The 17988-nt window shown below is 54.0% G+C and carries 19 protein-coding genes, 5 tRNA genes and 1 other RNA gene; 5 read left to right on the top strand and 20 right to left on the bottom strand.

The features are described from left to right. The first annotated feature begins 5 nt into the window (after positions 1-5). The 3 genes from galK (at position 6) to gpmA (ending at position 3144) form a co-directional block, all read left to right on the top strand. Positions 6-1154 carry a galactokinase gene (galK, locus tag ACG0Z5_RS07405; protein ID WP_394446356.1) on the top strand — a complete coding sequence of 383 codons (1149 nt, stop codon included), beginning with the start codon at positions 6-8 and terminating at the stop codon, positions 1152-1154. Next, on the top strand, positions 1148-2188 hold the full coding sequence (gene galM, locus ACG0Z5_RS07410) for a galactose-1-epimerase (protein ID WP_394446357.1): 1041 nt from the start codon (positions 1148-1150) through the stop codon (positions 2186-2188). The genes galK and galM overlap by 7 nt, the downstream gene beginning before the upstream one ends. A gap of 203 nt (positions 2189-2391) precedes the next feature. After that, positions 2392-3144 carry a 2,3-diphosphoglycerate-dependent phosphoglycerate mutase gene (gpmA, locus tag ACG0Z5_RS07415; protein ID WP_394446358.1) on the top strand — a complete coding sequence of 251 codons (753 nt, stop codon included), beginning with the start codon at positions 2392-2394 and terminating at the stop codon, positions 3142-3144. 63 nt (positions 3145-3207) lie between these two features. On the opposite strand, the gene aroG is transcribed toward gpmA, so the two are convergent. Next, positions 3208-4260: a 3-deoxy-7-phosphoheptulonate synthase AroG gene (aroG, locus tag ACG0Z5_RS07420; protein ID WP_394446359.1), complete on the bottom strand. Its 1053-nt coding sequence runs from the start codon at positions 4258-4260 to the stop codon at positions 3208-3210. Positions 4261-4578: 318 nt separating this feature from the next. Here aroG and ACG0Z5_RS07425 point away from each other — a divergent pair, with 318 nt between their 5' ends. Next, complete coding sequence (locus ACG0Z5_RS07425) at positions 4579-4956, top strand: YbgS-like family protein (RefSeq protein WP_394446360.1); 378 nt, start codon at positions 4579-4581, stop codon at positions 4954-4956. Positions 4957-5074: 118 nt separating this feature from the next. Next, positions 5075-6019 (top strand): CDF family zinc transporter ZitB, encoded by a 945-nt coding sequence (zitB, locus tag ACG0Z5_RS07430; protein WP_394446361.1) that lies wholly within the window; start codon positions 5075-5077, stop codon positions 6017-6019. On the opposite strand, the gene pnuC is transcribed toward zitB, so the two are convergent. The 19 genes from pnuC to cydA all read right to left on the bottom strand — a co-directional run bounded on the left by pnuC (position 6016) and on the right by cydA (position 17866). Next, complete coding sequence (gene pnuC / locus ACG0Z5_RS07435) at positions 6016-6735, bottom strand: nicotinamide riboside transporter PnuC (protein ID WP_394446362.1); 720 nt, start codon at positions 6733-6735, stop codon at positions 6016-6018. The genes zitB and pnuC overlap by 4 nt on opposite strands. A gap of 70 nt (positions 6736-6805) precedes the next feature. After that, positions 6806-7849, bottom strand: a complete 1044-nt coding sequence (gene nadA / locus ACG0Z5_RS07440) for a quinolinate synthase NadA (RefSeq protein ID WP_394446363.1) — start codon at positions 7847-7849, stop codon at positions 6806-6808. A gap of 179 nt (positions 7850-8028) precedes the next feature. Continuing rightward, positions 8029-8153, bottom strand: a non-coding RNA gene (locus ACG0Z5_RS07445) — RtT sRNA. A 31-nt stretch (positions 8154-8184) separates the two neighbouring features. Next, a tRNA-Lys gene (locus tag ACG0Z5_RS07450) sits at positions 8185-8260 on the bottom strand. 36 nt (positions 8261-8296) lie between these two features. Continuing rightward, positions 8297-8372, bottom strand: a tRNA-Lys gene (locus ACG0Z5_RS07455). A gap of 152 nt (positions 8373-8524) precedes the next feature. After that, positions 8525-8600 (bottom strand) — tRNA-Lys (locus tag ACG0Z5_RS07460). Between the two features lie 3 nt (positions 8601-8603). Continuing rightward, a tRNA-Val gene (locus ACG0Z5_RS07465) sits at positions 8604-8679 on the bottom strand. A gap of 35 nt (positions 8680-8714) precedes the next feature. After that, positions 8715-8790: transfer RNA gene (locus ACG0Z5_RS07470), tRNA-Lys, on the bottom strand. 165 nt (positions 8791-8955) lie between these two features. Beyond that, on the bottom strand, positions 8956-9756 hold the full coding sequence (cpoB, locus tag ACG0Z5_RS07475; RefSeq protein WP_394446364.1) for a cell division protein CpoB: 801 nt from the start codon (positions 9754-9756) through the stop codon (positions 8956-8958). A gap of 9 nt (positions 9757-9765) precedes the next feature. Beyond that, positions 9766-10287, bottom strand: a complete 522-nt coding sequence (pal, locus tag ACG0Z5_RS07480; RefSeq protein ID WP_319629136.1) for a peptidoglycan-associated lipoprotein Pal — start codon at positions 10285-10287, stop codon at positions 9766-9768. Between the two features lie 34 nt (positions 10288-10321). Beyond that, positions 10322-11614: a Tol-Pal system beta propeller repeat protein TolB gene (gene tolB, locus ACG0Z5_RS07485; RefSeq protein ID WP_394446432.1), complete on the bottom strand. Its 1293-nt coding sequence runs from the start codon at positions 11612-11614 to the stop codon at positions 10322-10324. Positions 11615-11745: 131 nt separating this feature from the next. Next, entirely contained in the window at positions 11746-12951 is a 1206-nt protein-coding gene (gene tolA, locus ACG0Z5_RS07490; protein WP_394446365.1) for a cell envelope integrity protein TolA, read from the bottom strand. A 36-nt stretch (positions 12952-12987) separates the two neighbouring features. Continuing rightward, positions 12988-13416: a colicin uptake protein TolR gene (gene tolR, locus ACG0Z5_RS07495; RefSeq protein ID WP_319629133.1), complete on the bottom strand. Its 429-nt coding sequence runs from the start codon at positions 13414-13416 to the stop codon at positions 12988-12990. 3 nt (positions 13417-13419) lie between these two features. Next, complete coding sequence (tolQ, locus tag ACG0Z5_RS07500) at positions 13420-14112, bottom strand: Tol-Pal system protein TolQ (RefSeq protein ID WP_319629132.1); 693 nt, start codon at positions 14110-14112, stop codon at positions 13420-13422. Next, positions 14109-14513 (bottom strand): tol-pal system-associated acyl-CoA thioesterase, encoded by a 405-nt coding sequence (ybgC, locus tag ACG0Z5_RS07505; protein WP_394446366.1) that lies wholly within the window; start codon positions 14511-14513, stop codon positions 14109-14111. The genes tolQ and ybgC overlap by 4 nt, the downstream gene beginning before the upstream one ends. A gap of 214 nt (positions 14514-14727) precedes the next feature. Further along, positions 14728-15021: a cyd operon protein YbgE gene (gene ybgE, locus ACG0Z5_RS07510; RefSeq protein ID WP_319629130.1), complete on the bottom strand. Its 294-nt coding sequence runs from the start codon at positions 15019-15021 to the stop codon at positions 14728-14730. Continuing rightward, entirely contained in the window at positions 15021-15128 is a 108-nt protein-coding gene (gene cydX, locus ACG0Z5_RS07515; RefSeq protein WP_319629129.1) for a cytochrome bd-I oxidase subunit CydX, read from the bottom strand. Before cydX ends, ybgE begins: the two co-directional genes overlap by 1 nt. A gap of 14 nt (positions 15129-15142) precedes the next feature. Further along, complete coding sequence (cydB, locus tag ACG0Z5_RS07520; RefSeq protein ID WP_319629128.1) at positions 15143-16282, bottom strand: cytochrome d ubiquinol oxidase subunit II; 1140 nt, start codon at positions 16280-16282, stop codon at positions 15143-15145. A gap of 15 nt (positions 16283-16297) precedes the next feature. Beyond that, complete coding sequence (gene cydA / locus ACG0Z5_RS07525; protein WP_394446433.1) at positions 16298-17866, bottom strand: cytochrome ubiquinol oxidase subunit I; 1569 nt, start codon at positions 17864-17866, stop codon at positions 16298-16300. Positions 17867-17988 lie beyond the last annotated feature (122 nt).

Consider the following 17988-nt stretch of genomic DNA (forward strand, 5'->3'; position numbering starts at 1 on the left):
AAATAATGAGTCTGAAAGAGAAAACCCTGTCCCTATTTGCTGAGAAATTTGGCTACCCTGCCAACCACACGATCCAGGCCCCGGGCCGCGTGAACCTGATTGGCGAACACACCGATTACAACGACGGCTTTGTGCTGCCATGCGCCATTGATTACCAGACGGTGATTAGCTGTGCCCCTCGCCAGGACCGCACCGTGCGGGTGATCGCCGCCGATTATGATAACCAGACCGATGAATTTTCTCTCGATGCGCCGATTGTCAGCCACGACACGCAGCAATGGTCCAATTACGTGCGCGGCGTGGTCAAGCATCTGCAAAAACGTAACCCTAATTTTGCGGGCGTCGATATGGTTATTAGCGGCGACGTGCCGCAGGGCGCGGGTCTGAGTTCTTCTGCCTCACTGGAAGTGGCGGTCGGAACCGTGTTCCAGCAGCTTTATCACCTGCCGCTCGACGGGGCGCAAATCGCCCTCAACGGTCAGGAAGCGGAGAACCAGTTTGTCGGCTGCAATTGCGGCATCATGGATCAGCTGATTTCAGCGCTGGGTAAGAAAGACCACGCGCTGCTGCTCGACTGCCGCACGCTCGGCACCAAAGCGGTGTCGATGCCGAAAGGCGCGGCGGTGATTATCATCAACAGCAACTTTAAGCGCACGCTGGTCGGCAGCGAGTACAACACCCGCCGCGAACAGTGTGAAACTGGCGCTCGTTTCTTCCAACAGCCTGCCCTGCGCGACGTGTCTCTGGAAAAATTCAACGCCGTTGCGCATGAGCTGGATCCGGTCGTCGCCAAACGCGTGCGTCACGTACTGACGGAGAACGCGCGAACCGTGGAAGCCGCTTCCGCGCTGGAGAAAGGCGACCTGAAGCGCATGGGCGAACTGATGGCGGAGTCTCATGCCTCAATGCGTGACGATTTCGAAATCACCGTGCCGCAAATTGATACCCTGGTTGAGATTGTCAAAGCGACCATCGGCGATAAAGGCGGGGTGCGCATGACCGGTGGCGGTTTCGGCGGTTGTATCGTGGCGCTGGTCCCGGAAGAACTGGTGCCTGCGGTGCAAGAGGCCGTGGCGGCGCAATATCACGCCAAAACCGGCATCAAGGAAACCTTCTACGTGTGCAAAGCATCACAAGGAGCGGGCCAGTGCTAAAAGAAATTCCAACTCTGGCCCCTGACGGGCTGCCCTTCCGCCTGCTGACCCTGCGCAACGGTGCCGGGATGGTGGTCACACTGATGGACTGGGGCGCGACGCTGCTGTCAGCCCGCGTTCCGATGCAGGACGGCACCGTCCGTGAAGCGCTGCTTGGCTGCGCCAGCCCGGAACACTATCCGTCTCAGGCGGCCTATCTTGGTGCCTCCGTAGGGCGTTATGCGAACCGTATCGCCGACAGCCGCTTTACCCTCGGGGGCACGACCTATGAATTGACCCCGAACCAGGGGCCAAATCAGCTGCATGGCGGCCCGGATGGATTTGATAAGCGTCGCTGGCGGGTGGTGAATCAGAATGACGAATCGGTGCTGTTTGCGCTCGAATCGGCCGATGGCGATCAGGGCTTCCCCGGCAATCTTAGCGCCACGGCGCATTATCGTCTGACCGACGATAACCGCATCGCCATTGAATACCGTGCCACCGTCGATAAAGCCTGCCCGGTGAACCTGACAAATCACGTCTATTTCAACCTCGATGGCGGCCAAAGTGACGTGCGCCAGCACAAGCTGCAAATCGCGGCTGAGGCATATCTCCCGGTCGATGAGATGGGCATTCCGCGCAGCGGACTGAAAGAGGTTGCGCAAACCAGTTTCGATTTCCGCCAGCCGAAGGCCATCGCCAGCGCCTTTTTAAGCGATGACGATCAGCGCCAGGTAAAGGGTTACGATCACGCCTTTTTACTCTCGACCGAGGGCGACGTCTCCCATCCGGCGGCAGTGCTGTGGTCGGCGGATGACAAATTGCAGCTGAAGGTCTTCACTACCGCGCCTGCGCTACAATTCTATTCCGGCAACTATCTGGGTGGTACGCCGTCCCGGGAAACCGAACCCTATGCCGACTGGCAGGGCCTGGCGCTCGAAAGCGAATTCCTGCCGGACAGCCCTAACCATCCGGAATGGCCACAGCCTGACTGCGTGTTATTGCCGGGTGAAGAGTACCTCAGCGTTACCGAATACCAGTTTACCTCGTTGTAATCCCTGCCCTCCTTTCGGAGGGCTTTTTTTCGCCAAATTGCCGAAAGTCCCGCCACTTACCGACAAATATACAACTGCTGATTCACAAGCCGCTTACACTACGCCGCTATTTTCGCTATGGTTAAGGATAAGCGTTGCCGTTGGTTATAAGGCGGCAATATAATGAGAATTGTTATCATTCAATCTAGTTCAGGAGTAACGGTATGGCTGTAACTAAGCTTGTGCTTGTTCGCCACGGCGAAAGCCAGTGGAATAATGAAAACCGCTTCACCGGTTGGTATGACGTTGATTTGTCTGAGAAAGGCGTTGGCGAAGCAAAAGCTGCAGGTAAACTGCTGAAAGATGAAGGCTTCAGCTTTGATTTTGCTTACACCTCTGTGCTGAAACGCGCCATCCACACTCTGTGGAACGTGCTGGATGAACTGGATCAGGCCTGGCTGCCGGTTGAGAAATCCTGGAAGCTGAACGAACGCCACTACGGCGCGTTGCAGGGTCTGAACAAAGCCGAAACCGCTGAAAAATACGGTGACGAGCAGGTTAAACAGTGGCGTCGCGGCTTTGCTATCACGCCGCCAGAGCTGACCAAAGATGACGAGCGCTACCCGGGTCACGACCCGCGTTACGCGAAACTGACCGATAAAGAGCTGCCGGTCACCGAAAGCCTGGCGCTGACTATCGACCGCGTGGTGCCATACTGGAACGAAACCATTCTTCCGCGCCTGAAAAGCGGCGAGCGCGTAATTATCGCCGCTCACGGCAACTCCCTGCGTGCGCTGGTGAAATACCTGGACAACATGGGTGAAGACGAAATTCTCGAACTGAACATCCCAACCGGCGTACCGCTGGTGTATGAATTTGACGAAAACTTCAAACCTGTCAAACACTACTATCTGGGCAACGCGGACGAAATCGCAGCGAAAGCCGCAGCCGTAGCGAACCAGGGTAAAGCGAAGTAATTTTTCGCCAGACGTAAAAAAAGCGTGGAGCAATCCACGCTTTTTTATTGTCTGCTGTGCCGCTTAGCCGCGACGTGCTTTAACCGCTGCCGCCAGCTGGCGTAATACTGCGTCAGTATCGTCCCAGCCGATGCAGGCATCGGTGATGCTCTTGCCATAAGTCAGCGGCTCACCGCTTTCCAGATTCTGATTGCCTTCAACCAGATGGCTTTCAATCATCACCCCGACAATCGCTTTCTCGCCAGAGGCAATCTGCCCGGCCACATCCGTCGCGACGTCCATTTGCTTTTTGAATTGCTTGCTGGAGTTCGCATGGCTGAAGTCGATCATCACCTGAGATGGCAGGCCCGCTTTTTGCAGCCCTTCTTTCACCATTGCCACGTGATGCGCACTGTAGTTTGGCTCTTTGCCACCACGCAGAATAATATGGCAATCGCCGTTTCCGCTGGTGTTCACAATCGCCGAGTGGCCCCATTTGGTCACTGACAGGAAACAGTGCGGCGCGCCAGCAGCGTTAATAGCATCTATCGCCACTTTGATGGTGCCATCGGTGCCGTTTTTGAAGCCGACCGGGCAAGACAGACCGGAAGCCAGCTCGCGGTGAACCTGCGATTCGGTGGTACGCGCGCCTATGGCGCCCCAGCTCATCAGGTCCGCCATATACTGCGGGGTGATCATATCGAGGAATTCACCCGCGGCAGGCAGACCGCTGTCGTTGATTTCCAGCAGCAGCTTACGAGCAATGCGCAGCCCGTCGTTGATCTGGAAGCTGTTATCCATGTGCGGATCGTTAATCAGCCCTTTCCAGCCCACGGTGGTGCGTGGTTTTTCAAAGTAGACACGCATCACGATTTCCAGCTCGCCTTTCAGCTCATCACGCAGGGTCAGCAAACGGCCAGCGTATTCTTTCGCGGCTACCGGATCGTGAATCGAGCACGGGCCGATCACCACCAGCAGGCGATCGTCGTTGCCTTTAAGGATCTTGTGGATCGCTTTACGTGCGTGAGACACCGTGTTAGCGGCATTCTCAGTGGCGGGAAATTTTTCAAGGAGCGCTACGGGAGGTAATAACTCGTTGATCTCTTTAATGCGTAAATCGTCGTTCTGATAGTTCATGATCTTTCCAGCGTTGCCATACTTATATAAATGAGTGCAATGCCTTCAATCTATCTCGCCAGCCTGGAAGTGTAAACGGGCTTTTACACTTGCGCCGGATAATTCCTGGAATACCGCTAAAAAACGCCACAATGTAGCGAGAAGTGAGATACGCGCTACACTTTTTAAGTGTAAATGCTGAGATTTGATTAATTAACAAGATTCCAGACTGACATAAATCAGTATTGCGGAATCTTTAGCCACTGTGCAGCTGGCACAGTCAGAAATGCACTGTTGGAAGAAGTTATCCGACCTAACGACCATAACAGGAGCATCCCCATGAAAAACAAGACACTGGCAACGCTTTTCCTGACCGCAACCCTTTCGATGATGAGCGGGGCTGCTTTCGCTGCAGACAGCGCGTCGGATAATAACGGGCAGGCTAACGCCGCTGCCTCTGCGGGGCAAGTTGCCCCGGATGCCAAACAAAACGTGGCCCCTAACGGCGTAGACAACGGGAACGTCAATACCCAATCGAGCGGCACAATGATGCATCCGAATGGCTCAAGCAGCGATGCACAGCACATGAGTAAGGATGAGATCCATAAAAACTCAATGTGTAAAGACGGTAAGTGTCCGGATATCAACAAGAAAGTTGAAACCGGTGACGGCATTAACAACGATGCAAATACCAAAACCGACGGTACCACTCAGTAATAATCGTTCTGCCCTTCCCGCCAAAGGAGAGCCTCGCTCTCCTTTATTTTTTAGGCGAATTCGCAAAAAATCTGTAATGATGTCATACACTAACTTATAAACATCACAGGATTTGTGTATGGCGCATTCACATTCCCACTCCACGCCACAAGGGGCGAATGACGGCAACGCCCGTCGGCTGTTGCTGGCCTTCCTAATCACCGCCGGATTTATGGTGGTGGAAGTGGTAGGCGGTCTGATTTCGGGTTCACTGGCCCTCTTGGCGGATGCCGGGCATATGCTAACCGATGCCGCGGCGCTGCTGTTCGCGTTGATGGCGGTTCACTTTGCCCGCCGTCCGCCTAATTCCCGCCATACGTTTGGCTGGCTGCGACTGACCACCCTCGCGGCGTTTGTTAACGCAATTGCACTGGTGCTGATTACGGTGCTGATTGTCTGGGAAGCGATTATGCGTTTTCGCCATCCACAGCCGGTCGCAGGCGCAACCATGATGGTGATTGCCGTGGCGGGCCTGTTGGCGAACATCCTCTCATTCTGGATTTTGCATCGCGGCAGTGAAGAAAAGAACCTGAACGTCAGAGCCGCCGCGCTACATGTGCTCGGAGACTTGCTGGGTTCGGTGGGGGCTATCGTCGCCGCTATCGTGATCCTGACCACCGGCTGGACGCCCATTGACCCGATTCTGTCAGTGCTGGTGTCGTGCCTGGTGCTTCGCAGCGCGTGGGCGTTGCTGAAAGAGAGCGTGAACGAATTGCTGGAGGGTGCGCCCAGCTCACTGGATATCGCGGCACTCAAACGTGGCTTGCGCCGCGAGATCCCGGAAGTCCGCGATGTGCATCATGTCCACATTTGGCTGGTCGGCGAAAAACCGGTGATGACCTTACATGTGCATGTGATCCCGCCGCACGATCACGACGGGCTGTTGGGAAAAATTCAGCACTATCTGGAACATCATTACCAAATTGCACATGCCACCATTCAGATGGAATACCAGCCATGCAGCGGCCCGGAATGCCATCTTAACGAGACGCAGACCGAACACGCTCATCATCATCACCATTAATGAGAAAGCGCGCGTGAGCCTCGTTCACGTGCGCTGTTCATCCACATCCGGCTGCCGTTCAAAGCGATAAACGTCAGCAGCAGATATTCCAGAGACATGGCATAAACCCCCTGCAGAGCAAAAATCACCACGCTAATCACGTTGATGATCACCCACAGCAGCCAGTTTTCGACGTATTTGCGGGTCATCAGGATCATCGCCACAATCGACAACACCATCATGCAGGAATCCCAGAACGGGAAGGCATCAGGCTGGAGTTCCGGCATCGCCACGTTCAGCCCCAGGGTCTGCATGACCGATACCGCCACCTGGGTCAGGAACGCGAAGACTGGATTGATGAACACCGTCATCAGACCTATGGCGACCACACAAGCGGCCAGCCATCCCAGTGCCTTCGGCAACGGTAACCAGCGAATTTGCAGTTCTGCCTGATTCTGGCTGGTCTGTCGCGACCACGCGTACCAGCCATAGATATTTGCCGCAAAGAAAAACAGCTGAAGCAACAGGCTGGCATACAGTTGGATCTGGAAGAAAATGATGGCAAATAGCGTCACGTTCAGCAGTCCGAACGCGTAGTTACTGATCTTCTCGAGGCTGGCAAGCCAGATACACAGCAGCCCGGCTATTGTCCCCACCGCTTCAATCCACGACAGGTCATAGCCGCCCGCCCCAATCGGAATGTGCACCAGAATGTTTTGCGTACTCAAGAAATCCATATCTCTGTCCTGTCAGCCAAATTTCATTGGAAGATCAATCGTTCGGTTAAGAACGGTCTTATGAATGTACTTATGATCGAAGTGTAGCCGCAAAATCTAACATGCGGTTAAGCGGCAGCAGAGCGCCCTCACGCAACGTAGCGTCTACATGGATTTCATGCTCCGCCCCACCGTGTTCGAGGCCGTCAGCAATGGCTTTAAGGCCGTTCATCGCCATCCACGGACAATGGGCACAGCTTCGGCAGGTTGCCCCCTCTCCGGCGGTTGGCGCTTCCAGTAACTCTTTTTCCGGCACCGCCTGCTGCATTTTATAGAAAATCCCACGATCGGTAGCGACGATCAGCTGCGCGTTGGGCAGCGTTTTTGCCGCAGCAATCAGCTGGCTAGTCGAGCCTACGGCGTCGGCCATATCGACAATCGACTGCGGTGATTCTGGATGCACCAGGATAGCCGCCTGAGGGTACAACGCCTTCATTCGCGCCAGGGCCTGGGTTTTAAATTCGTCGTGCACAATACACGCCGCCTGCCAGCAAAGAACGTCTGCACCAGTCTGTTTCTGGACATAGCGGCCCAAATGACGGTCAGGTGCCCAAATGATTTTCTCACCGAGGCTATCCAGATGTTCAATCAGCTCAACGGCAATGCTCGAAGTGACGACCCAGTCGGCCCGAGCCTTGACCGCCGCAGAGGTATTGGCATATACCACCACAGTTCTGTCCGGATGGGCATCGCAGAATTGGGTAAATTCATCAATCGGGCAGCCCAGATCAAGTGAACATTCCGCATGAAGCGTGGGCATTAGAATGGTTTTTTCCGGACTTAAGATTTTGGCGGTTTCACCCATAAAACGCACCCCGGCGACCAGCAACGTGGAAGCCGGATGTCTGGCCCCGAAACGCGCCATCTCCAACGAGTCAGAAATGCAGCCACCGGTTTCCTCCGCTAGCTGCTGAATTTCCGGGTCAGTGTAATAGTGCGCCACCATCACCGCATTTTTCTCTTTGAGCAGACGCTTTATTTTTTCGCGATAGAACTGCTTTTCGTCCAGGCTCAACGGCACCGGCTTCGGCGGGAAAGGATAGATTGCGGTTTCAGGATCAAACATTACGCTCATCTTGGCTTCTCGTTTTACTGGCTTAACCAAACCATCACCAGACCGCACGCTTTAGCGTGTCTATCGGCGACAGGTGTTTTATATACTAAACAAGATAGCGAATTTAAGCCGGATTGTCGTGAGGAATTTATCTGGAACGCGGAAAAGCAAAAAGGCGCCTTTAGGGCGCCTTTCTACATTGGTGGGTCGTGCAGGATGACTCGCTTCGCTCGCCCTTCGGGTCGTCGCCGCAAGCGGCTCCGTGGTCTCACTTCGTTCGGCTCGAACCTGCAGCAGGTTCTCATCCTGACGAATGACGCATAGCAAAAAGGCGCCTTTAGGGCGCCTTTCTACATTGGTGGGTCGTGCAGGATTCGAACCTGCGACCAATTGATTAAAAGTCAACTGCTCTACCAACTGAGCTAACGACCCCTTTCGGGATATTCTTCGAAGACGCCACTGATAAGATGGTGGGTCGTGCAGGATTCGAACCTGCGACCAATTGATTAAAAGTCAACTGCTCTACCAACTGAGCTAACGACCCATAAGGTGTTGCTTCGAAGAGGTACTGCTTTTTACTCGGTACCAATAGTAAAATTGGTGGGTCGTGCAGGATGACTCGACTCCGTCTCGCCCTTCGGGCCGTTGCAAAGCAACGTTATCCTTCACGCTTAACATCTGAGTAAGATGTTAAATTGGTGGGTCGTGCAGGATTCGAACCTGCGACCAATTGATTAAAAGTCAACTGCTCTACCAACTGAGCTAACGACCCGAGTGGTGGGTGATGACGGGATCGAACCGCCGACCCCCTCCTTGTAAGGGAGGTGCTCTCCCAGCTGAGCTAATCACCCAATACTGCGCTGGATACTGCTTACTTACTATTTAGTGGTGGGTCGTGCAGGATTCGAACCTGCGACCAATTGATTAAAAGTCAACTGCTCTACCAACTGAGCTAACGACCCACTATTTTCGCGGCTTTCAGGATGTTTGATATCCCTTGGCAACGGCGGCATATATTACTGGTTTCAGAATTGAGCGCAACTAAAATTTCGAACAACTTTGCTTAACTGCTTATGATTCATGCGGGATGACCAGAAATACTTCAATTTCAGGTCATGCCATAAGCATCAGAGCCCACTCAAGCGTTTTTGCGCCTGTTTTGCGCCTTCAGTGCCCGGGTATTTAGTGACAACCTGCTGATAAACTGCTTTAGCTTTCGCAGTATCACCTTTGTCCTGCATGATTACGCCGACTTTAAACATCGCGTCTGCCGCTTTCGGCGATTTCGGGTAATTTTTCACCACCGAGGCAAAATAATACGCCGCATCATCTTTTTTACCCTTGTTGTAATTCAACTGTCCGAGCCAATAATTGGCATTCGGCTGATAGGTTGAATCAGGGTATTTTTTGACGAAGTTCTGAAATGCCGCAATCGCGTCGTCCTGGCGAGAGGCATCTTTCACCAGCGCAATCGCCGCATTGTAATCCGTATTGGCATCACCACTCTGAACTGGCACACCGGACGCTGCTGCGCCTGCTGCCGGTGCTGGAGTAGCTGTTGCCGCTGCTGACCCGCTCTGGTCGCCCGCAGCAGGCTGTGCCTGTGCCGCATTCCCGCCGCTGCTCATACCATCAAGCTGCGTCTGGATTTGCTTCTGGCGTTCGACCGCCTGATTGAGCTGGTACTGGCTTTCCTGGATTTGACCACGCAGAGAATCAATATCGGCCTGGTTATCCTGGAGTTGCTGTTGGAGTTGGGTCAAAAGTTGACTGTGAGCATTGGAAATACGCTCGAGTTGGGTGACACGGTCTTCGACCGAGCCTGAGCCGACACTACTGATTGGCGCCTGAGCATTAGCGGCCCAAGGGGCCGCTATGCCAACCAGTAACGACAGACTCAACAGATGATGTCTGAAGTTACTGCTCATGCAATTCTCTTAGTAAACCAGTACGGCACGACGGTTTTTGGAGTAAGCCGCTTCGTCGTGACCCAGTACTGCAGGTTTTTCTTTACCGTAAGAAACGATGGAGATCTGGTCAGCAGAAACGCCTTTACCCTGCAGGTACATTTTAACAGCGTTTGCACGACGTTCGCCCAGCGCGATGTTGTACTCAGGAGTACCACGTTCGTCAGCATGACCTTCTACGGTGACTTTGTAAGACGGGTTGCTACGCAGGAAGTTAGCGTGCGCATCCAGCATTGCAGCGAAGTCAGAACGGATATCGTACTTGTCGAGATCGAAGTAAACGATGTTGTTCTGCTGCAGCTGCTGCATCTGCAGACGAGCCTGCTCTTCGGAAGACATGTTGCCTTGACCGTTAGCATCCATACCAGTGCCGGCACCCATCATGCCTTCACCGCTCTGATCGTTGCTGGCATTCTTGTTGGAAGAACACGCCGCGATAGCCATAACTGGCAGAGCGATCATCAGTCCTTTCAGCACTTTGTTCAGTTGCATTTCTTTGATTCCTATAATATTCAATTAATTATTATTACAGATACGGCGACCAGGCAGGGAATTTGACCTGTCCATCAGTTGCCGGAAGACGCGCTTTGAAACGCCCATCTGTAGAAACCAGATTCAGCACAGATCCCATCCCCTGAGAAGAGCTGTAGATAACCATTGTGCCGTTAGGTGCCAGACTTGGCGTTTCATCCAGGAACGTTGACGACAGAACCTGCACGCCACCCGCTACCAGATCTTGTTTGGCAATGTGCTGCTGGCCATTCGCCGAGCTCACCATTACCATGAACTTACCGTCAGTGCTCACATCAGCATCCTGGTTCTGAGAACCTTCCCAGGAAATACGCTGCGGAGTCCCGCCGTTAACATTAACTTTATATACCTGTGGACGACCAGCCTGGTCAGAGGTAAAGGCCAGATTCTGGCTGTCCGGGAACCAGCTTGGTTCCGTGTTGTTGCTGCGACCGTTGGTCACCTGGCTGATTTGACCCGAGCCGATATCCATCACGTACAGGTTCAGGCTACCGGTTTTCGACAGGGCGAAGGCCAGTTTAGAACCATCCGGAGAGAACGTTGGCGCACCGTTGTGCTGCGGGAACGAAGCAACCTGACGAATCGCACCGTTTGCCAGCGTCTGGATAACCAGCGCGGAACGACCGCTTTCGAAGGTGACGTAAGCCAGTTTAGAACCGTCCGGTGACCAGGCAGGCGACATCAGCGGCTGCGGTGAACGGTGAACCACAAACTGGTTGTAACCATCGTAGTCAGACACACGCAGCTCATACGGGAACTGACCGCCATTGGTCTGAACCACATACGCGATACGGGTACGGAACGCACCTTTAATACCGGTCAGCTTCTCGAACACTTCATCACTCGCAGTGTGGCCGGCATAACGCAGCCACTGCTTGTTCACTTTGTACGAGTTCTGTGCCAGCACGGTACCCGGCGCACCACCGGTATCAACCAGCTGATAAGCCACGGTATATGAACCGTCTGGGTTAGGCGTTACCTGGCCGACAACCACGGCGTCAATACCGAGCGCAGACCATGCCGCCGGTTGAACTTCCTGTGCGCTACCCGGCTGCTGAGGCAGACGAGAACGATCCAGCGGGTTGAATTTACCGCTATTGCGCAGGTCAGCCGCGACAATGCCACCGACATCTTCAGGTGCCGCACCCGGACCCGCCCATTTGAACGGCGCAACGCCGATTGGGCGCGCCGAGTCGACCCCTTGGGTGATCTCGATACGTACTTCTGCGTGCAGCACAGCTGCCCACAGCATCAGAAAACCAAATGCTACTCGTAATGCCTGCTTCATCATATCTCCCTTATCCAGGCGAAAAGCCCACGATAATTTAGCAGAATGTTAACAAACTCAAATACACAAAACTACCAAAACCCTGTGACTTGCCTGGTTCATTTCCCCCCGTTTATACGGGGAAAAATGCGTTACGGTTTGAAGTCCAGCGGCGCGTTCTTGAACACTTCATACACGGCTTCTGACGGCGGTTTCGGGAACCTTGCTTGTCGTGCTGCAGCCAGAGCCGCAGTACACAGAGCGGGATCCCCACCTTCAGAGGTGATATTTGCCAGCGTACCATCCGTATTCAGTTTGATGCGCAGCGTACACACTTTACCCGTGTACGAAGAAGCATCATAAAAACGACTTTCAATCGCCGCTTTTATCTGTCCGGCATAGTTACTGATATCCGCGCCTGAAGCGCCATTGTTCTTAGTGTTACCGCTTCCGGCGGCGGCGGCATTATTTCCTTTCGCCCCACCCCCGGTTTTCGGTGCATTCTTACCTGAGCTGAGGTCACCCAGCAGGTCATCAACACCGGAAGCATCTTTCGCTTCAGCCGCTTTCTTCGCGGCGGCTGCTTTTGCTGCTTTGGCCGCGGCGGCTTTTTCTGCCGCAGCAGCTTTGTCTGCTGCTGCTTTCTCAGCGGCGGCCTTCTCGGCAGCTGCGGCTTTGGCGGCAGCTGCTTTTTCAGCCGCAGCGGCTTTCTTCGCGGCTTCCGCGGCGGCTTTCTTCTCAGCGTCCTGCTGAGCTTTCTTCGCTGCTTCGGCTTCGGCTTTCTTCTGTGCGTCAGCAGCGGCTTTTGCGGCCTCTGCTTCTGCTTTTTTCTGTGCATCCGCAGCCGCTTTCTTCGCCGCTTCAGCAGCGACTTTAGCCTGGCTGTCCGCTTTGGCTTTCGCCAGCGCGGCAGCTTTTACTGCGGCTTCTTCAGCCTGTTTTTGCTGTTCCTGCGCTTGTTTGGCAGCCTGTTCCGCTTGTTTCTGCGCATCAGCCTGCTTGCTGGCTTCTTCCTGTGCCTTCAGACGTTCTTTTTCGAGCTGTTTCAGACGCTCCTGCTCGGCGGCCTGCTTTTCACGCATCTCCTCCGCCTGCTGCTGCGCCTGCTTCTCGCGCTGCTCTTCGGCACGACGCGCGCTGGCCTGCTGATTCTGTTGACGATTATAGTTCTGTACGACCGCACCTGGATCGACCATCACCGCGTCAATAGACGAGCCACCGCCACCGCCTGCCGAAGCATCTATGTGCTCATCGAACGAACTCCAAATCAGCAGTGCAATCAAAATGATATGCAGAATGACTGAGATGATGATCGCGCGTTTAAGCTTTTCGTTTTGTTGCTCGGTTGCCTTTGACACTCTCGGTTCCCAAAAACTGTTAGCCTGTTAGCCGGGTCAGATTGGCTGGGTCATTAAGCCCACTGATTTCACACCCGCGCTGTGCAACAGGTTCAGCGCTTTAATGATTTCATCGTACGGCACATCTTTCGCACCACCGATTAAGAAGACCGTCTTCGGATTCTGCTGCAAATGACGCTGGGCTTCAGCGACGACCTGCTCCGGCGGCAATTGTGGTAGTTTTTCCTGACCCACATTGACGCTGTATTGTCCGACACCGGAAACTTCCACAATCACTGGCGGATCGTCATTGGTACTGACGGCCTGTGATTCCGTCGCATCAGGAAGATCGACCTCGACGCTCTGGGTAATGATCGGCGCTGTCGCCATGAAGATCAGCAGCAGCACCAGCAACACATCCAGCAGCGGAACGATGTTGATTTCGGACTTCAGCTCGCGACGCGCGCGTCTACGTGCTCTGGCCATGGCTTACCCCTTGTTGCTTTCGCTGCTGGTAAACGCCTGACGGTGCAGAATCGCGGTGAACTCTTCCATAAAGTTGTCGTAGTTCTGCTCCAGTTTGTTCACACGCTGGTTCAGGCGGTTATACGCCATGACCGCGGGAATGGCTGCGAACAGACCAATCGCCGTGGCGATCAGCGCTTCTGCGATACCCGGTGCAACCATTTGCAGCGTCGCCTGCTTAACCGCGCCCAGCGCGATAAAGGCGTGCATGATCCCCCACACCGTACCGAACAGACCGATGTACGGGCTGATGGAACCGACGGTGCCAAGGAAGGGAATGTGGTTTTCAAGGTTTTCCAGTTCGCGGTTCATGGAAATGCGCATCGCGCGGGAGGCACCTTCCACAATCGCTTCCGGCGCGTGGCTGTTCGCCCGATGCAACCGTGCGAACTCTTTAAAGCCGCTATAGAAAATCTGTTCGGAACCGGCCAGGTTGTCGCGACGGCTCTGGCTTTCCTGGTACAGGCGAGACAGTTCGATCCCAGACCAGAACTTGTCTTCGAAGGCTTCCGCTTCGCGGCCAGCCGTATTGAGGATGCGCGTTCTCTGGATGATGATAGCCCAGGAAGCGATTGAAAAACCAATTAAGATGAACATGATAAGTTTAACCAGAAGGCTAGCCTTCAGGAACAAATCAAGGATATTCATTTCAGTCACTGCTTAAACTCCGCGACAATAGACTTGGGAAGCGCACGAGGCTTCATTATGAGTGGATCAACGCAGACAATCAGCACTTCAGCTTCGTTAAGTACCTTGTTTTCTGCATTGACTATCCGCTGCGTGAACACCAGAGAGGTACCCCGCATCGCTGTAATTTCCGTTTGGACTTCGAGCATGTCATCGAGTCTGGCGGCGGCGAAATACTCCAGCGTCATCTTGCGCACCACGAAAGCTACGCGTTCAGCCAACAGTACCTGTTGACTGAAGTGATGGTGGCGCAACATCTCTGTGCGTGCTCTTTCATAGAAAGCGACATAGCTGGCGTGGTAGACCACACCCCCGGCGTCTGTGTCTTCGTAATAGACACGAACCGGCCATCGAAATATATACTTACTCATTCAGGCTGCCTCTTTGTTGGCTACGACGCATCATGAACGGTTTTGTATACAGCGTTGTATTCACTTTACATCCCGGTAATGCAAAAGATATGTGGGGCTTTCAAACTTCGCTACTATACGCGCGGGAATGCTGGTTTGGAATGGGGGAAAGTAAACGGAGAGTAAATTTTTATGGGCTCGAACAAGCCCATAGCGATTAACGGATGTTTCTGAATCAGGCGTAAAAGAAAAACAGTCCGGCGAGGAGTACAAGGTCGGCAATCAGCGGGCAGAAAATCCCCTGCCAGTGAATCGCCTTCGGGCGGAAACCCACGCCATGAATGACGCCAGCACAAACGGCCCACATGATGAGAAAGCCGTGCCAGATTTCCAGCGAACTGGTTTTCGCCGCAAAGCGCGACGGGTCCCAGAAGATACAGCCTGCCAACACTAATGCCATCAGCAACGAAAGGGCCCTTAACGGGCCCTTATCCATTACCGCATATAACATTGCGATAATTTTAGTCATTAATGATCTTCTTGTTTTCCAGACTCAATGTGCTCGAGCGCCAGGGCGGTGATCACGCCAAATGCACAAGCCAGAAGCGTCCCCAGAATCCATGCGAAGTACCACATATGTTGCTCCTTACTTAGTACAGAGAATGGGTGTTGCGTTCAATGTCGTCTTTCGTGATACGACCGAACATTTTCCAGTAACACCATGCGGTGTAGAGCAGGATAATCGGTACGAACACCATCGCCGCGTAGGTCATAACGTTCAGCGTAAGCTGGCTGGACGTCGCATCCCACATGGTCAGACTGGCTTTCAACATCGTGCTGGACGGCATAATGAACGGGAACATCGCCACGCCAGCGGTCAGGATGATGCAGGCCAGCGTCAGCGAGGAGAAGATAAACGCCCACGCGCCTTTGTCCATACGAGACATCACGATAGTCAGCAGCGGCAGTACCACGCCAAGTGCCGGAATCGCCCACAGGATTGGCATGTTGTTAAAGTTCACCAGCCAGGCCCCGGCTTCACGCGCCACTTCTTTGGTCAGCGGGTTAGACGCAGCGGTATGGTCAAGGGTGGACGTCACCACATAACCATCAATACCGTACATTACCCAAACACCGGCCAGTGCGAAGCACACCAGTGTCACCAGTGCCGCAATCTGCGAGGTGGTACGGGTGCGCAGATGCAGCTCGCCCACGGTACGCATTTGCAGGTAGGTCGCGCCCTGAGTCAGGATCATCGCCACGCTGACAATACCGGCCAGCAGACCAAACGGATTCAGCAGCTGGAAGAAGTTCCCGGTGTAGTACAGACGCATGTATTCATCGAGGTGGAACGGTACACCCTGCAGCAGGTTGCCGAAGGCGACGCCAATCACCAGCGGCGGCACGAAGCTACCGATGAAGATGCCCCAGTCCCACAGGTTACGCCAGCGGGTGTCTTCAATCTTGGAACGGTAATCAAAACCGACCGGACGGAAGAACAAGGATGCCAGCACGAGGATCATCGCCACATAGAAGCCGGAGAAGGCAGCTGCGTAGACCATCGGCCAGGCCGCGAACAGCGCGCCGCCTGCGGTGATCAGCCACACCTGGTTACCGTCCCAGTGCGGGGCGATCGAGTTGATCATGATTCGACGCTCGGTGTCAGTGCGACCGAGGATACGGGTGAGCATGCCCACCCCCATGTCGAAGCCATCGGCGACTGCAAAACCGATCAGCAGAATGCCAACCAGCAGCCACCAGATAAAACGCAATACTTCATAATCGAACATTTGACGACTCCTGTCTTAGCGTGCCGGCTGAGTAGACGCTGGGGTCTGCTCATAGTGGTAACGACCGGTTTTCAGGCTGCTGGGTCCCAGACGGGCAAACTTGAACATCAGGAACAGTTCAGCAATCAGGAACAGGGTGTACAGACCACAGATCAGGAACATGGAGAACAGCAGATCACCTGTTGTCAGGGATGAGTTCGCCACTGCCGTCGGCAGCACCTCACCAATCGCCCATGGCTGACGACCGTACTCTGCAACAAACCAGCCGGACTCGATAGCAATCCACGGTAATGGGATCCCGTACAGCGCGGTACGCAGCAGCCATTTTTTCTCACCGATACGGTTACGAATCACCGTCCAGAAGGACGCGGCGATAATCAGCAGCATGATGATGCCGCAGCCAACCATGATACGGAATGCGAAGTACAGCGGCGCGACGCGAGGAATCGAGTCTTTGGTTGCCTGCTGAATCTGTGCTTCCGTCGCATCGGAGACGTTCGGCGTATAGCGTTTCAACAACAGACCGTAACCGAGGTCTTTTTTCACGTGGTTGAATTGATCGCGAACGGACTGATCGGCAGAACCAGAACGCAGCTGCTCCAGCAGAGAGTACGCTTTCATCCCGTTACGGATACGCTCTTCATGCTGCACCATCAGGTCTTTCAGGCCAGTGACCTGCTTATCGACTGAACGGGTGGCAATGATGCCGAGCGCGTAAGGAATCTGAATAGCGAAGTGGTTTTCTTGCTTATCCTGATCAGGAATACCAAACAGGGTAAACGACGCCGGTGCCGGCTGCGTTTCCCACTCGGCTTCAATCGCCGCCAGTTTGGTTTTCTGCACGTCACCCATTTCGTAACCGGATTCATCACCCAGCACGATAACGGAGAGGATAGCCGCCATACCAAAGCTTGCTGCAATGGCGAAAGAGCGTTTCGCAAACGCGAAGTCACGGCCGCGCAGCATATAGTAGGAGCTGATACCCAGAATGAACATCGCGCCACACACGTAGCCAGACGCCACGGTATGCACGAATTTCACCTGAGCAACAGGGTTGAGGACGAGCTCGGAGAAGCTCACCATCTCCATGCGCATGGTTTCGAAGTTGAAGTCAGACGCGACCGGGTTTTGCATCCAGCCGTTCGCCACCAGGATCCACAGCGCGGACATGTTGGAACCCAACGCCACGAGCCAGGTTACGGCCATATGCTGGACTTTGCCCAGGCGGTCCCAACCGAAGAAGAACAGACCTACAAAGGTGGATTCGAGGAAGAAGGCCATCAGACCTTCAATGGCCAGTGGCGCACCGAAGATATCGCCCACGTAGTGGGAATAGTAAGACCAGTTTGTCCCGAACTGGAACTCCATGGTCAGGCCGGTTGCGACCCCCAGAGCGAAGTTGATACCAAACAACTTGCCCCAGAACTTGGTCATATCTTTATAAATCTGTTTGCCGGAAAGGACGTAAACCGTTTCCATGATGGCCAGCAGGAACGCCATACCGAGCGTCAGTGGCACAAAAAGGAAGTGGTACATCGCGGTCAAGGCAAACTGTAAGCGTGACAGTTCGACTATATCTAACATCATGACTCCTTGCTCATCGCATGAAGACTCCGAGAGTGGATCCCGTTAGAAAGGATTCACACGCATGCCCCAATACAAATTTATTTGCTTCCCGCTACGTTATCGTTGCCACTTGGTAGAAA

The organism is Scandinavium sp. M-37, assembly GCF_043558715.1.
GTDB lineage: Bacteria > Pseudomonadota > Gammaproteobacteria > Enterobacterales > Enterobacteriaceae > Scandinavium > Scandinavium vulneris_A.

Coding starts and splice junctions, on each gene's coding strand:
- cydA (WP_394446433.1), bottom strand. CDS start 17,866: ATGTTAGATATAGTCGAACTGTCACGCTTACAGTTTGCCTTGACCGCG.
- cpoB (WP_394446364.1), bottom strand. CDS start 9,756: ATGAGCAGTAACTTCAGACATCATCTGTTGAGTCTGTCGTTACTGGTT.
- nadA (WP_394446363.1), bottom strand. CDS start 7,849: ATGAGCGTAATGTTTGATCCTGAAACCGCAATCTATCCTTTCCCGCCG.
- pal (WP_319629136.1), bottom strand. CDS start 10,287: ATGCAACTGAACAAAGTGCTGAAAGGACTGATGATCGCTCTGCCAGTT.
- ACG0Z5_RS07425 (WP_394446360.1), top strand. CDS start 4,579: ATGAAAAACAAGACACTGGCAACGCTTTTCCTGACCGCAACCCTTTCG.
- zitB (WP_394446361.1), top strand. CDS start 5,075: ATGGCGCATTCACATTCCCACTCCACGCCACAAGGGGCGAATGACGGC.
- cydX (WP_319629129.1), bottom strand. CDS start 15,128: ATGTGGTACTTCGCATGGATTCTGGGGACGCTTCTGGCTTGTGCATTT.
- tolR (WP_319629133.1), bottom strand. CDS start 13,416: ATGGCCAGAGCACGTAGACGCGCGCGTCGCGAGCTGAAGTCCGAAATC.
- galK (WP_394446356.1), top strand. CDS start 6: ATGAGTCTGAAAGAGAAAACCCTGTCCCTATTTGCTGAGAAATTTGGC.
- ybgE (WP_319629130.1), bottom strand. CDS start 15,021: ATGACTAAAATTATCGCAATGTTATATGCGGTAATGGATAAGGGCCCG.
- pnuC (WP_394446362.1), bottom strand. CDS start 6,735: ATGGATTTCTTGAGTACGCAAAACATTCTGGTGCACATTCCGATTGGG.
- ybgC (WP_394446366.1), bottom strand. CDS start 14,513: ATGAGTAAGTATATATTTCGATGGCCGGTTCGTGTCTATTACGAAGAC.
- gpmA (WP_394446358.1), top strand. CDS start 2,392: ATGGCTGTAACTAAGCTTGTGCTTGTTCGCCACGGCGAAAGCCAGTGG.
- aroG (WP_394446359.1), bottom strand. CDS start 4,260: ATGAACTATCAGAACGACGATTTACGCATTAAAGAGATCAACGAGTTA.
- cydB (WP_319629128.1), bottom strand. CDS start 16,282: ATGTTCGATTATGAAGTATTGCGTTTTATCTGGTGGCTGCTGGTTGGC.
- tolB (WP_394446432.1), bottom strand. CDS start 11,614: ATGAAGCAGGCATTACGAGTAGCATTTGGTTTTCTGATGCTGTGGGCA.